The sequence below is a fragment of the Deinococcus sp. QL22 genome (assembly GCF_023370075.1).
Classification (GTDB): domain Bacteria; phylum Deinococcota; class Deinococci; order Deinococcales; family Deinococcaceae; genus Deinococcus.
Genome location: NZ_CP097150.1, coordinates 318,215 through 331,149, shown reverse-complemented (window position 1 = coordinate 331,149; position 12,935 = coordinate 318,215). Strand labels below are relative to the sequence as shown.

At 62.1% G+C, this 12,935-nt stretch carries 14 protein-coding genes and 2 pseudogenes; 12 read left to right on the top strand and 4 right to left on the bottom strand.

Features of this window, described 5'->3' with window-relative positions; genetic code table 11:
* Nucleotides 1-13 precede the first annotated feature (13 nt).
* Entirely contained in the window at nt 14-2,032 is a 2,019-nt protein-coding gene (locus M1R55_RS17610) for an AAA family ATPase (protein WP_249394834.1), read from the top strand.
* A 24-nt stretch (nt 2,033-2,056) separates the two neighbouring features.
* Here M1R55_RS17610 and M1R55_RS17605 read toward each other — a convergent pair whose 3' ends face one another.
* Nucleotides 2,057-2,284 carry a hypothetical protein gene (locus M1R55_RS17605; protein WP_249394833.1) on the bottom strand — a complete coding sequence of 76 codons (228 nt, stop codon included), beginning with the start codon at nt 2,282-2,284 and terminating at the stop codon, nt 2,057-2,059.
* A gap of 9 nt (nt 2,285-2,293) precedes the next feature.
* Here M1R55_RS17605 and M1R55_RS17600 point away from each other — a divergent pair, with 9 nt between their 5' ends.
* The 4 genes from M1R55_RS17600 to M1R55_RS17585 all read left to right on the top strand — a co-directional run bounded on the left by M1R55_RS17600 (nt 2,294) and on the right by M1R55_RS17585 (nt 5,242).
* Nucleotides 2,294-2,761, top strand: coding sequence for a hypothetical protein (locus M1R55_RS17600; RefSeq protein ID WP_249394832.1), 468 nt, complete (start codon nt 2,294-2,296; stop codon nt 2,759-2,761).
* A 378-nt stretch (nt 2,762-3,139) separates the two neighbouring features.
* A complete protein-coding gene (locus M1R55_RS17595) occupies nt 3,140-3,577 on the top strand; it encodes a prepilin-type N-terminal cleavage/methylation domain-containing protein (RefSeq protein ID WP_249394831.1) in 438 nt (145 codons plus the stop codon).
* 47 nt (nt 3,578-3,624) lie between these two features.
* The gene (locus M1R55_RS17590) at nt 3,625-4,086 is read left to right on the top strand and encodes a prepilin-type N-terminal cleavage/methylation domain-containing protein (protein WP_249394830.1); all 462 of its coding nucleotides are present in this window, start codon (nt 3,625-3,627) and stop codon (nt 4,084-4,086) included.
* Between the two features lie 340 nt (nt 4,087-4,426).
* Nucleotides 4,427-5,242, top strand: coding sequence for a hypothetical protein (locus M1R55_RS17585; protein WP_249394829.1), 816 nt, complete (start codon nt 4,427-4,429; stop codon nt 5,240-5,242).
* Nucleotides 5,243-5,595: 353 nt separating this feature from the next.
* On the opposite strand, the pseudogene M1R55_RS17580 reads toward M1R55_RS17585, so the two are convergent.
* A pseudogene (locus M1R55_RS17580) lies at nt 5,596-6,225 on the bottom strand (DDE-type integrase/transposase/recombinase).
* Here M1R55_RS17580 and M1R55_RS17575 point away from each other — a divergent pair.
* The 4 genes from M1R55_RS17575 to M1R55_RS17560 all read left to right on the top strand — a co-directional run bounded on the left by M1R55_RS17575 (nt 6,148) and on the right by M1R55_RS17560 (nt 8,752).
* Nucleotides 6,148-6,324, top strand: coding sequence for a hypothetical protein (locus M1R55_RS17575; RefSeq protein ID WP_249394873.1), 177 nt, complete (start codon nt 6,148-6,150; stop codon nt 6,322-6,324). The pseudogene M1R55_RS17580 and the gene M1R55_RS17575 overlap by 78 nt on opposite strands.
* An 80-nt stretch (nt 6,325-6,404) precedes the next feature.
* The gene (locus M1R55_RS17570; RefSeq protein ID WP_249394828.1) at nt 6,405-7,382 is read left to right on the top strand and encodes a Gfo/Idh/MocA family protein; all 978 of its coding nucleotides are present in this window, start codon (nt 6,405-6,407) and stop codon (nt 7,380-7,382) included.
* A 531-nt stretch (nt 7,383-7,913) separates the two neighbouring features.
* Nucleotides 7,914-8,357 carry a transposase family protein gene (locus M1R55_RS17565; protein WP_249394827.1) on the top strand — a complete coding sequence of 148 codons (444 nt, stop codon included), beginning with the start codon at nt 7,914-7,916 and terminating at the stop codon, nt 8,355-8,357.
* Nucleotides 8,358-8,365: 8 nt separating this feature from the next.
* Entirely contained in the window at nt 8,366-8,752 is a 387-nt protein-coding gene (locus M1R55_RS17560) for a transposase family protein (protein WP_249394826.1), read from the top strand.
* 217 nt (nt 8,753-8,969) lie between these two features.
* Here the strand turns inward: M1R55_RS17560 and M1R55_RS17555 are convergent, their stop codons facing one another.
* The gene (locus tag M1R55_RS17555) at nt 8,970-10,448 is read right to left on the bottom strand and encodes an MDR family MFS transporter (RefSeq protein ID WP_249394825.1); all 1,479 of its coding nucleotides are present in this window, start codon (nt 10,446-10,448) and stop codon (nt 8,970-8,972) included.
* Nucleotides 10,449-10,600: 152 nt separating this feature from the next.
* Here M1R55_RS17555 and M1R55_RS32205 point away from each other — a divergent pair.
* The 3 genes and pseudogenes from M1R55_RS32205 to M1R55_RS17545 all read left to right on the top strand — a co-directional run.
* Nucleotides 10,601-10,744, top strand: a pseudogene (locus M1R55_RS32205) (hypothetical protein); the annotation flags it as partial.
* Nucleotides 10,745-10,825: 81 nt separating this feature from the next.
* The gene (locus M1R55_RS32200; protein WP_371827241.1) at nt 10,826-11,203 is read left to right on the top strand and encodes a hypothetical protein; all 378 of its coding nucleotides are present in this window, start codon (nt 10,826-10,828) and stop codon (nt 11,201-11,203) included.
* A gap of 381 nt (nt 11,204-11,584) precedes the next feature.
* Nucleotides 11,585-12,583, top strand: coding sequence for an LLM class flavin-dependent oxidoreductase (locus M1R55_RS17545; protein WP_249394824.1), 999 nt, complete (start codon nt 11,585-11,587; stop codon nt 12,581-12,583).
* Between the two features lie 32 nt (nt 12,584-12,615).
* Here the strand turns inward: M1R55_RS17545 and M1R55_RS17540 are convergent, their stop codons facing one another.
* A complete protein-coding gene (locus M1R55_RS17540; RefSeq protein WP_249394851.1) occupies nt 12,616-12,699 on the bottom strand; it encodes an alpha/beta hydrolase in 84 nt (27 codons plus the stop codon).
* Between the last annotated feature and the right edge of the window lie 236 nt (nt 12,700-12,935).

The window sequence follows — 12,935 nt, the reverse complement described above, 5'->3', positions numbered from 1 at the left end:
ACCACCATGCCGTATGACCCTGCCCGACTCGCCCGTCACCCACACGGGCCGCGTCTTGCGCCACTGGCACACCCCCACGTCCACCGGCGCAGAACTTCTGCTCAGCACCCTCACCCACCTCCTGGTTTACGGCCCTGTGCCGCCCGTCACGCGAGGCGCCACCCTCAAGGTCACCGGCACCTTGAACCGAAACGGCAGCCTCGATCTCCAGCACGCCGAACGCTTGATCCCCGCCCGGGAGATCGCATTCACCTTCTATACCCGTGCCCCCGGATTGGGTGGCCCGGCTGCAGCGGCCGCCGTCTCCGCCTTCGGTGACGACACGCATGACACCATCCGCACGTACCCCAGTGCCCTGAAAACCACCAAAGGCGTCTCACCCAGTGCCGCCCGTGCCCTGAGCAAGTTCGCCCGCAACAAGCACCGTCTGTACGTCGCCATGATGCAACTTGCCGTACAGGGCCTGCCCCCAGAACACGCCTGGCCCCTGCTCTACCGACATGGGGCGGCCGCACCAACCTTTCTCGCCGCCCACCCCTACCACGCCGTCCTGCTCGGCACCCCCTTACCTGTCTTGGATGACGCGGCCAAACGTGCCGGTCTGAGTCTCTTTGATCCCCGCAGAAATGCCGCCCTTGTCGGGGTGACGCTGTACCGCGCAGCCACCCAGCACGGGCACACCTGCCTGAGTCGCCGTGACCTCGCCGGAGTGCTCCGCGACGAACACGCCCTGGACGAAGCGGAGATCGAGACCGCCTGTCAGGAGGCCATCGACTCCAAGATGGCCATTCCAGTCGGAAATGCTCTGTATCACCCCACCTGGTACCAAGTCGAACGCCGCCTCGCCCGCGACGTCGCTCGACTGCTGGCGACTGACGTTGCGCCCCTGCCCGCCCACGTTCCCGCACACCTCACGCCGGAACAAGCGCACGCTGTCCAACACGCTTTACGTTCCGGCCTGATGGTGCTTACCGGCGGCCCCGGAACAGGGAAGACCACGACGCTCAAAGCCATCATTGAGTCCTTTGAGCAGGCTGGGCTCACCCCCATCCTCTGCGCGCCCACCGGGAAAGCGGCCTTTCGCATGACCCAAAGCACGGGCCGCCCTGCCACCACCCTGCACCGCTTACTGAAGTCAGACGGCAAGACCTTCCACCGCAAAGGTTTACTCGGGCAAGTGTTCATCCTCGACGAAGTCAGTATGTGCAGCAGCGAACTCCTGGGCGCTTTCCTGCACTGCCTCGAAACGGGCACCCGCGTCATCTTGGTCGGCGACGAAGACCAGTTGCCTCCGATTGATCCTGGTTTTCCCCTCGCGGCCCTGATTCAAACCGTGCCGACGGCTCGGCTCACGCAGACCCAACGCCAAGCCGCAGGCAGTCCCATCCTCAAACTCGCCCAACAGCTCATCAGTGGAGAAGCCCCGAACCGGACGGGTGTGCCGTTCCATGCCGCTCAGGGCGCAGACGACGTTGCACAACTCGCAGGCGTCGGCCCCCGGCCCATGGTCTTGACTGCCGGCAAGGCCGGGCCGCTCGGCGTCATCGCGTTAAATGCCGCCCTGCAAGCCGCCCTAAATCCCGGTGAAGGCGGCGTCAAGACCCCCGGTGGCCTCCTCCGTGCCGGTGATCCCCTCCTAATCACGAAGAACAACCACGCCAGCGGCCTGATGAATGGCATGACCGGACAAGTCGAGCAGATCATTCCAGCCAACGCGAAGAAGAAACAGCCCCTCGAAGTGCACTGCTTGGTCGAAGGCGAACCCCGCCTGTTCAGCCTGCTGGATCTGCCCTTCCTCACCCCCGCGTATGCCATCACCATCCACCGTGCCCAAGGCAGTGAATGGCCGCACGTCATCGTCGTCCTCAGCGAAGACCACGAACTCCTCCTCACCCGCCAACTCGCGTACACCGCCGTCACCCGCGCGAAAGAAAGCCTGATCGCGTGTGGTTCCCGGCAAGCCTGGGGGTGGGCCGCCGAAACTCCTACCCCACCGAAGCACTCTCGGTTGCTTGACCTGTTGCGCGCCTGAGAACGCCCGCGTCACCCCAGCCCCTCACCCTGAAGGCCGGGCGACACCCAAAGGAGACACCATGACCCCACCCTCTTCCAACCCGATCCCCTCACCGCCGCCCTCGACCAACTGTGGCCCATCCAGCAGTACGCTCAACTGCACACGGCCACCCACACCCTCACGCTGAGTGCCCCCGAACTCCGCACCGCGCTCGATGGCCTGCCCGTTTCCGTGGGCGTCACGCCCCGCCTGACGCCCGGAGCGCCACACGCCACCCTCGTGCCAGCGCGCCCGTCCGCCATCGCCATTCCCATCACGGCTCGCCTGACTCCGCACCACGTTCAGTTCTGGCCCGCACCCGAAACCACTGAGACGACGTTCCGCCTCACGCAATCGTTCGGCGACCTCCCGAGCGGGATGGTGAACAGCCTGCTGCGCAATCTCGACGGCCTGCGCCAGCAAGAATGCCGCACCTTCCTGCAAGGCTGGACGGTTCGGTTAAACGACTTGCCCGTTCAGGCCGGGGCCTTACTGCTTCGGCTCAGTCAAGCCCAGTTCCCAGAAGCCGTCAAGAGCGTGATCGCGGCGATCACCACCGGCCAACCGTTCCTGCACACGGTGTGTCTGGGCCCAGACCTGCTGATGATCGGCGGCACGCGGGGTTACCTCTCAGCCACCACGTCGGTCGATCACCTGCCGTTGACGGAGCCCTCCAACGAGTTACGTCGGCTGTTCAATCTGCCGTAACCCCAGCAGGGGGGATGAACCGCCGCGTCACCCCCAGCCCCCTCATGGTAAGACCACGGCCGCTGTGCCGAAAGGAGTCACCCATGTTCTCACCCCCACCCGCGTCTTGCCGTTCCCACTTGACCTGGATCGACATCTTGAGCGTCAGTCTGCTGACCGCGCTCTTGACCGCTCACTTCTGCCGACCCCGCTCATTTCAACGGGCCAGCACACGCCTCACCGGCATGGGCGCCTCTGGTGCTCGCATGCACCCGCGACCGGACGCCCGCCGCTGACGCCCGAGCTGCGCAGGCGGCGATGGGGGGGGTTGACACCCGCGTCACCCCCAGCCCCCTCACTCTACAGACACGGCACCCCTGCCGATAAGGAGCACTGCTGATGAACCATACTGCCCGTTCCACCCATCACACGCACGGCTTCACGTTGATTGAATTATTAATCGTGATTGCCATTATTGCCGTGCTCGCCGCCATTCTCATCCCCACGTTCTCCGGCGCACAGAAAAAACCTCGGGATACCGCCGCCATTCAGTGCGCCCGCGCCATCCTCACCGAGGCCGGGCCTTATCGACTGCAAACAGGCAACTCTCCCACCAACGTGAGCCAGTTGGGCGAGGACGTCACGGAAGTCTGTGCCGCTCAGGGCGTGCAAGTGCGCCAGTACGCCGGAGGGACTCCGGGAGCGGCCACAGCGGGAGACGGCAGCATTACTGCGCTCGGGAACAGCGTGGCGTACTGGGTCTGGCATCCCGGAGGCACGGCCTCGTATTACACCAGCCCGCTCAATGGCATTAAGCTCAGCAAAAACCCGTACTAATGGCTGACCGTCCACTCACCGCTTTTTCTTATCCTCTAGGAGCCGTTATGACATCCCAGCGTTTTTCCAGACCAACCACCCAGACTCAAGGTTTCACCTTAATTGAATTACTTATAGTGATTGCGATTATTGCCGTGCTCGCGGCCATCCTCATCCCCACCTTCGCGGGCGCACAGAAAAAGCCCTTTGATGTGGCCGCCGCGCAATGTGGCCGGGCCATTGTTACCGCCCAAGTGGTGTTCAAAGCCGAAGGCAGCGGGTACGTGGCCCCGGTCGCGAGCATGGGCGAAGACGTGCGGGAAGCCTGCACGGCACAGAATGTCCAAGTAAGCCCGGACAGCTCCCCGGCCAATAATCCAGGAGCCGGCGTCGGGAACAACATCAATGCCGGCAGTGACAATTTTGCCTTTCAGGTGTTTCACCCCAGTGGCACCGGGTTCTTGATGTACAACAAGAATGATGGAACCAACGTCTCCGGCACGCGGCTGAATCGCGTCTTCAAGTGGTAAGCCACGCGCCACGAGCCTAAGCACGATCAAGGCATGTGTTGGAGAAGCCACCCGAAAGGGTGGTTTCTTCGTGGCGAGACGCACCACCCCAAGCGTTTCAGCAGCAAGAATACCGAGCTTGACACCACGGGGGAGACCGCAATTCAGCCACCTTCCGGGGTGCTTTGTGCTTATACTCCTCCCATGGACTAACTGAATCGCTGACCACTGCACAAGGGGATGACCTGCCCCACAACCGAAAACTCACCCGGCCAGGTGAGTTTCCAGTCAAACAAAGAAGTGTTGTGCCGAGGAGCCCTTAGATGCCTCCAAGGTACACCACCAGACGAGGTGTTGCAAGATGCTGAACGTATCCAATCTTCACCCGGAGATGACTCTCCGGGAACTCTCCGTCCTCCTGAACGATGACCTGAGAGGTCAAAAGTCCACGGCCTATGACCTCGCACTGGTCACGCTGACGCTGGCGAAGCTCGCCACCTTTGAACACTCGGTGCAGCACCTCGCCAGTTGCCCGAAGACGCTCAGGCGCATCTTTTCCCAAGGTGTCCGGATGTACACGGGGGATTCTTTAGAACAAGAAAAACAACACCATCTGGACAGTTCAGAACTGGCTGACCTACACCTGCTGGCAAAAGAAGCCAAGGTGGATGCCAAGCAAGTGCTCAGCTCCCTGCTCCGCTACGGCAATCCCTTGACACGAGTCAAGACAGTGCTGGAAGACATCCGAGCGCTGGTGGTGCATCAGTGCCGGATTACCAACCCGACTGGGCTGTTCGTGCGGTTGATGCGCACTGGGGAGAACGCCATGCTGCCTGCGAGAGTGACGGCGAAACGAGAACAGCACGCGCCTGAAGCCGTCCACCTCCCGCCGCCGCTGGGGAGTTGGGTGCAGTACAGCGGGGATTGGTTGCGGGTGGAAGAACATTTGGGGGCCAAGGTGAGGCTCTACGCGCCGGAAGGGTACCGCTTTCATGACCATGTGCCGGGGGCCGACACCGACGTGCCGCTCTCGGTCGCTGCGGGCCTGTTGATCCGTGACCGGGGTGAGCCTCTCGCTTCACTGCCGACGCCTGAACCTGCCCGGGTGACGCTGAAGACGCGCGGCTTTCTGGCGATGATGGCGACGTGCCTGGGGAAGGAGCTGGCTGGAGGGTGATGGCCGTCTTCGCCCTGGGCGAGGCTGGTCGAGAACAAGGAGTGCGTTGATGGGCCGGAGGGCTGGCGGGTGGGTCGAGGTGGTTTTGGCACTAATCCTGATTAGTGTGAAAATTCAACTCTACCCACGCACCAGCCCGTATGCCCGCACGGCGTCATCTCAACAGCGCCCCGCGACTCAGTGCTGAGTGCCCGCTGACTGACAGTCCTCCTCCGCCGCGGAGGGGCTTTGCTGGGCTTCCTCGAGGTTTCACTGCCGCCAAGCCTCATTTGCTGAGATAGCGCACCGCGTCTGCCAGGTTGTGTGGCCTTCACTTGCCGCGCAGCAGGTGGAGGGCAGGGGTGGCCTGAGGTTCAAGCCACCCCTGCCGCAACCGCAGACCACGTCTGGAACGCTTGTCTTTGATGCGCTCTTCGGATCAGGGCGGAAACGCTGGTGCGAGTGTACTGGTAAAAGTTCAGAGGTCCGGGCGTGTCGGCTCAACACTTCCTGAGCGCGTTTTCGTCGCTTGAATCCAAGTTGCGTGTTGCAGCGTGCCGTGGAGATGACCTGGGGGTGGTCGACGTGGATTCAGACGGGTGAGTTCCTGGATCGCCGCCCCGTCACTTCGCCGCCCATCGGTGTGGATGACCTCTGAGACATCAGAGTCTTCCCACCGCCGGGTCAGGAAGGTCTATGCAGCTCTCCGTCCCGATGTCTCTGAAGGAGAAGGTCGAGGACGAAGCCGTGGTCATCCATGGCTCTGCACCACCAACGCCGGACGCCATGGATGCTCGGACACCTGCATCAGAGGCCACCGGGAACCCCGCCCCTGTTCCCGGTGGCGTACATCTTCAGCGAAGAGGGAGGCGAACTTGATCCACCCTTCGCGCAGCGTCTCGTGACTGACCTGTTGGGCCGCGCCCGTGGCGCAAGTCCTGAATGTCCCGGTCACTGGGAGGAAAGCGGTGATCGAGCCAGACGGCGTGCTGGAGGATGATCATGGGGAAACGGTGGCGGGAGGGCTGGGCAGCGGTCACGCACAGTCAGCCTCCCCCGATCCGGTTAAGGCAACACCACCGTTTGAAGTGCAACTGAACTGAAGATAGGAGGAACCTCAGTGCGGAGAGTTGACCAGAGCGGGCCGAACAGCCTGCGTTGCCCAAGGCGCTATGGTAAGGGTATGACCTTTCGCTGGGGCATTCTTGGCGCGGCCCGCATCGCTCGGGCCTTCATTCCAGCCATTCGGGCCGCTGGAGGTGAGGTAACGATGCTCGGCGCACGGGAGCCACAGTCCGCCCGCGTGCAAACCTTTGCCAGTGACTGGGAGATCCCCACCACTGGCGGTTACCAAGACGTCATCGATGCCGATCTAGACGCGGTTTACATCGCGCTGCCCAACGCCCTGCACCTGCCCTGGAGTACCGCCAGCCTTCAGGCAGGGAAGCATGTGCTGACCGAGAAACCGCTGACCCTGAATGCCCAGGAGGCGCGCGAGCTGGCCGATGTGGCTGGGGCCAGCGGGCGGATCTTGCTGGAAGGCTTCGCCTATCGCTTCACGCCGCAGCACCGCGCCCTGCTGGACGCGGTTCGTGGCGGTGACCTCGGCGAGGTCCGGGCCTACCGCGGGGCCTTCGGCTTCACCGTGCGGAATGCCGGGGATATTCGCCTGCAACCTGGGCTGGGGGGCGGCGCGCTCTACGACATCGGCTGTTATCCAGTCAACGAGGCCCGGATGCTGCTGGGTGAACCCTTAAGCGTCACCGCCCAGGCGCGCTGGACGCCAGACGGTGTGGACGTATCGATGTCCGCCGTACTGGATTACAGCCATGTCGGCAGTGGGGCGCTGGCCAGTATCGATTGCGGCTTTGACTGGCTGTCCGGAGGCCGGATTGGCCGCTCGCAGGTGCTGGGGACGGGCGGAGTAATGGAACTGGATCGGGCGTTCTTCAGCGATGAGCCTGAGTTCATCCTGACCCGCGACGGTAAGAGGCAGACCATAGACCCCGGCAACGGCTACGCGCTGATGGCCGCCCATTTTCAGCGGGTGGTGCGGGGTGAGGAAACGGCACTGTATCCGCCTGAAGACGCGGTGCAGCAGGCCAGGGTGCTGGATGCTCTTTTGCAATCAGCGCGGGAGGGCCGACGGGTAGAATTGTAATGCAGGAGAAGGCGTGGCCGTCTGAGGAGTGGCGAGGCTAAAACGCGTATGTAAACGGCCTGAAGAGCTGCCAGACACAGTTCTCAGAAGATTATCTCAGGTCTTCGAGCGTGTTTTAGGGGGCGTTTTGCCCGCTGCCGATGTCGCTGTGTGCGGCCGTTGACGGCCGTGAGCTCTCATGCGCTCATGACCGCATGGACGCACTGCAACGTTTCAACCCAGGTGCGGGCCAGTTCCTGCCAGTGTTCACTCGGCCATTCCAGGCTAAGACGGAGAATCATGGGCAAGGGAAAGGGCTCAGCACACTGTGGATTGAGCCCTTCGGCTCGCAGGAGGCTTCTAAGTTCGTCGTCAAAATCTGCTGGCACCCGTTCCAGGAGAACGACAAGCCCAGGCACAACGTCCTCTGGGAACGCCACAGGTGTGCCATCCCGATCTTTGACCACCCAGAGGTTACCCTGAAGCCCGACAAAACATCCGCCCAACGTCAACAGTAGACCTCTTGCGAAAGTCGTGGGCTAAGCTGGCTGCGTGGAGCGAGACCGTCTGACACGCACGCTGAAGATGAACCGCAAGCAGTTTCGTCGACGTACTGGGGTGTACCCGGAAACCTTTGCCGAAATGGAAGAGGTGCTGACCCTCCGCGAAGGACGCAAGAAGAAATCTGGCCGCCCAGCCGCACTCAGCGTGGCCGAACAACTGCTCATGACGCTGGAATTCTGGCGTGAGTACCGTACTTTTGCACATTTGGGTGACGACTGGGGCGTGCATGAAACCACTGTGCACCGCACGGTGGAACGCGTGGAAGCGGCCTTGATTGCCAGTGCACAGTTCCAGATGCCCAGAAAACGCGTGTTTCAAGAAGCGCAGCTCGTCTATAGCATCGCCCGCGTCGATGCTTCTGAAGTGCCGTGTGAACGGCCCAAAAAAAGCAGCGCCGCTGGTACAGCGGCAAGAAAAAACGCCATACCCTGAAGTTCCAGGTGCTGATCTGCACCGTGACTCAGCGCATCTTGGGCACCGCCACGAGTGCTGGGGCGGTGCATGACCTGAAGCTATTCCGTCAGTCTGGCGTGCGGTTGCCCCACGATACGGCTCTGATCGGGGACGCGGGGTACCAAGGACTTTGGCGGAGCCATGGGCATGCCATTACCACGCACAAGGCGACGCAAGCGTCGCCCCTCTCTGCCGAACAGCGTCAAGAGAATCGGGTGCTGGCACACACCCGACAAGGCGTAGAGCACGTGATCCGCCGCATGAAGGTCTTTCGCGTGCTGAAGGAGGTGTATCGCCATCGGCGTCGTCGCTTCGCCCTCCGGGTTCAACTCATTGCCGCGCTCTGCAACCTCACTCGAGCTTGCCAGTCATGACTTTCGCAAGAGGTCTAGTTTACCGATATTTCCAACACCAAGAATTCCAATGTTCATTCTAGATCTCTCCTCGTACTTTGCCTTCCAGCGGTTGCCCAGCTTCTCCCTACCCAAGGATCTTCAGAATCCGCAGTTTGGTGTACCGTTTTCCTTTCACCGCCATTCCTGATTGAATCGGAATGAACCGACAAACAGGGATCAAGTCAAGGTCAGTCTCTTAGTGCCCGGCGTGAACACGTGCTGCATCGGCATCGGCTCCATCAGGCGAGGGGGCGCGGCGCATAAACGCTACCAGCAAGGTCAGCACCAGGGCCGTGCTTGTGGCCATCCCAAAGGCCGCTCGCACCCCTTCTGCGCGGGCCAGCGGCAACGCGACCCCTTCGGCCAGCGCACGCGTGATTTGCCCGGTCATCACCGTGATTAACAGCGCAGTCCCGGCTGCGCCGGCCACCTGCTGAAACGTGTTCATAATGGCGCTGCCGTGGGAGTACAGGCGAGCAGGAAGCGGACTGGTCGCGGCCGTGAACAGTGGGGTAAAGGTCAAGGCCAGCCCGACGCTCATCACAAGGTGCAGGGCCAACAGCACCGGTGTACCGGTCTCGGCCGTGATCCGGCTGAAGCTCCAGAGCGACAGGGTCAGGAGAATCGCCCCTGGAGTCGCCAGCACCGCCGGGCCGTGACGGTCGTACAGCCGCCCGATCGTTGGCGCAAGCACGCCCATCAAGACTCCGCCAGGCAGGACGAGGAACCCGGTCTGCAGGGTGCTCAGGCCGCGAACTTCTTGGAGGTACAGAGGCAGCAGGATGGCGCCGCCAAAGAAGACTATAGCCAGCAGCATGATCAGCACGACGCCCAACGTGAACATGGGGTAACGCAGTGCGCGAAGATCCAGCAGCGGCATGTCCTGGCGTTGGAGCACCTGCTGCCGCCAGACGAACAGGAGGAGACTCAGCACACTGAGAGCCAGCGAAATGCTGACCAACGGGTCACTGAGGCCCGCCGGTGATTCACCCAGGCGACTCAGCGCGTACACCAGACCGCCGAAGCCCACCGCTGACAGGGGCAACGACACCAGATCCAGAGACAGGCGCCGCGGCTCGCTGAAGTTCACGAGCGTCCGCGCGCCGTAGATCAGGGCGGCAATCGAGAACGGCAGGACGAACACGAACATGAAGCGCCAGGACATGGATTGGAGAATCAGTCCGCTGACGGTCGGCCCCAGGGCGGGGGCGACGGCGATGACGATACTGATGCTACCCATCACGGCGCCGCGCCGCTCAGCAGGAATCAAGGTCATGACCGTGGTGAACAAGAGCGGGATCATGATGGCTGTGCCAACCGCCTGCACCACCCGCGCCAACAGGAGCAGCCCAAAGGTAGGGGCGACGGCCGCCAGCAGCGTCCCGACAGTGAAGGTCCCCATGGCTACAAAAAACACGGCACGTGATGACAGCCGCTGCATCAGAAAGCCAGTGATGGGAATGACCACGGCCATGGTCAGCATGAACGCCGTAGTCAACCATTGCGCGACGCCCGCCGTGACCTGAAATTCGTCGATCAGGGTCGGCAGGGCCACGTTCATGATGGTTTCGTTCAGCACGACGACGAACGCAGCGATCAGGAGAACCAAGATGATGGCACGGTTGCGGGCGTCTTGGACTGCGGCTACAGGTGCAGAAAGGGGTTGGGTAATCATGAAAGAAGCCTCGGGAAAGAAGGGAGGTGTGGCGTCATACAGGGTCTCCAAGAAGTCAAATTAAAACGGATTTGGTCTCCGTTTGCTTTTTCAACAATAGGGAGATAGTCTCCCTATTGTCAAGCCACGCCCACTCACTTCGATAAGGAGGACTGATCTCTACGGAAGCCCCGCCCCCACGTAAACCCCGCACCGACGTCATCCGCAACCGCGCCACCATCCTGGATACAGCACAGCGTCATTTCCAAAGGCACGGCATCGGCACCTCACTGGACGCTATCGCCAAGGAAGCAGGAATCGGACCGGGGACGCTCTACCGTCATTTCCCGACCCGCGAGGCCCTGCTGGCGGCGGTTCTACAGCTCCACTCCCAGGAATTGGTCGCGCGTCGCGCAACCCTGATCCAGATTGCCGACTCGGATGAGGCCCTGCAGCACTGGTTGTGCGCCCTGGAGGACTACCTCAATGCCTTTAGCGGCCTGCCTGAACCCCTGATGGCGGCGGCCCGGGCAAGCGCACCGGACAGTCCATTGACTTACCCCTGCGATCAGTTGATTGCGATGACGGATGAGTTCCTCCAAGCGGCTCAACGGCAGGGCCATGTCCGCCCTGAGGTACAGTCGCGTGACCTGTTCCTGGCTACGACGGCCGTCGCCTGGATCCGAGGGGCAGGGTTTACGGATGACGCCAAGCGCCTCCGCCCCCTGATTCAGAGCGGGTATGACCGCCCAGACACCACCAAAAGTCCACCATGAACATTGGCATTCTCGGCGCTGGCCTCGCCTCATCGGCAAACGCTCGCAACGCCGCTTGAAGAATGTCTTGGAGCACGACCAGCACTCCCGGTTCACACGACGGAAACGCGCACAAGAAGGTCTGAGGTTGCACGCCGAGATTACCCGCCTCCACCCTCATGCCCGCACCAGCGTTTCCGCCACGACGTGCCGAAGCAATCAGCAACAAGCCTCCCAAACGTGGTCAACGGTCATCGCAGGGGTGGTCTGAAGTTCAGATCACCCCTGCCCTCGGCTTGCCGCGACCCCAGTGCAGGCCACACACCCGACTGAATGCCTTCCACTTTTAGGCTCCAGGCTTCGCTCACCGTAAAGTCCAACCGTTTCTTAGGAGAATGCCCTATGACTTTTGCTGTTCCCCTGTCCCTGCTTGACCTCACCCGAGTCCATAAAGATGAACCTGCCGCTGAAGGCATCGCCCGGAGTGTGCGGCTGGCCCGCACCGCCGACCGGCTCGGCTATCACCGCCTGTGGTTTGCCGAGCACCACAACGCGCCCACCATCGCGTCGGGGGCGACCTCTCTAATGATTCAGCACGTGGCCGCGCAGACCGAGCATCTGCGGGTGGGCGCGGGTGGCGTCATGCTGCCCAATCACTCGCCGCTGGTGATCGCGGAGCAATTCGGCATGCTGGAAACGCTCTATCCAGGCCGCATTGACCTGGGCCTGGGCCGCGCCCCCGGAACGGACGGGGCGACCATGCGTGCACTGCGGCGCGACGGACGCGAAGCAGACCATTTTCCCAACGACGTCCTCGAGCTGCACGGTTACCTCAGTGGGGATTCGCGCATCTCTGGCGTGAACGCCTACCCGGGTGCGGGAACCCATGTGCCGCTGTACATCCTTGGATCATCACTGTTCGGTGCACAATTGGCCGCCCAGTTCGGCCTGCCCTATGCTTTCGCTTCTCACTTTGCTCCCGCAGCGCTGAATGAAGCGGCCCGGATGTACCGGGAGACCTTCGACGCCCGCGGCCCACTCGCAGGCCCGGATGCGAAACCGCACTTGATAGCGGCTGTCAACGTGATTGCTGCGGACGACACCAGTACGGCCCGTGACCAGCGGAGGCGGGCTGAAGATGGCTGGCTCCAGACTTTTCTGGGCCGTGGACAAGCACTGAGTCCAGAGGACCTCATGGCGGTGCGAGGGCACCCCCAGGCGCAGCAGATTCTGGGAATGCTTGACCGCACCATTGTCGGCACGCAGTCAGACGTGGTGAGTGGCCTTAAAGCGTTGGTTAGGGAAGTGCAGGCCGATGAGCTGATCTTGGTCAACCTGGCCGTTGCCGAAGAACACCAGCACCGCACGCTGGAACTGCTGGCCCCTGGAGCAGCTTCCTGAGAAGAGGTGGAGACGAAATCTCTTCTTCCGCTTCAATACTCCGCCTCCCCTTCCCCATCATTCCGGAGCAGGTCATACTCGGACGTCAGGATCAGGGCTGGCGACAGGTGAGACACATCGGTGGCCAGCAGCGGCAATGCATACAGGGAATTCGCGTCCTCCGGCGTGTGAAGCTACACGACGCCGGAGGCAGAGTTCGACGTCAGGCCACAGCCCGGGGCGCACTGGGCATGGGATGGGCGGACGAGTTCGAGCGCAACAGCAACCGTTCCGCCGCCGACGTGTTCCCTGAACGCGCGTTTCTGGGGTTACGACACAGATCAATCCTGACCGTACGCTGAGCATGCAAAAG

What these genes read in the sequence shown, in the direction of transcription:
- M1R55_RS17590 (WP_249394830.1), top strand. Translation starts at nt 3,625, where the DNA reads ATGACATCCCAGCGTTTTTCCAGACCAACCACCCAGACTCAAGGTTTC.
- M1R55_RS17585 (WP_249394829.1), top strand. Translation starts at nt 4,427, where the DNA reads ATGCTGAACGTATCCAATCTTCACCCGGAGATGACTCTCCGGGAACTC.
- M1R55_RS17610 (WP_249394834.1), top strand. Translation starts at nt 14, where the DNA reads ATGACCCTGCCCGACTCGCCCGTCACCCACACGGGCCGCGTCTTGCGC.
- M1R55_RS17570 (WP_249394828.1), top strand. Translation starts at nt 6,405, where the DNA reads ATGACCTTTCGCTGGGGCATTCTTGGCGCGGCCCGCATCGCTCGGGCC.
- M1R55_RS17595 (WP_249394831.1), top strand. Translation starts at nt 3,140, where the DNA reads ATGAACCATACTGCCCGTTCCACCCATCACACGCACGGCTTCACGTTG.
- M1R55_RS17555 (WP_249394825.1), bottom strand. Translation starts at nt 10,448, where the DNA reads ATGATTACCCAACCCCTTTCTGCACCTGTAGCCGCAGTCCAAGACGCC.
- M1R55_RS17545 (WP_249394824.1), top strand. Translation starts at nt 11,585, where the DNA reads ATGACTTTTGCTGTTCCCCTGTCCCTGCTTGACCTCACCCGAGTCCAT.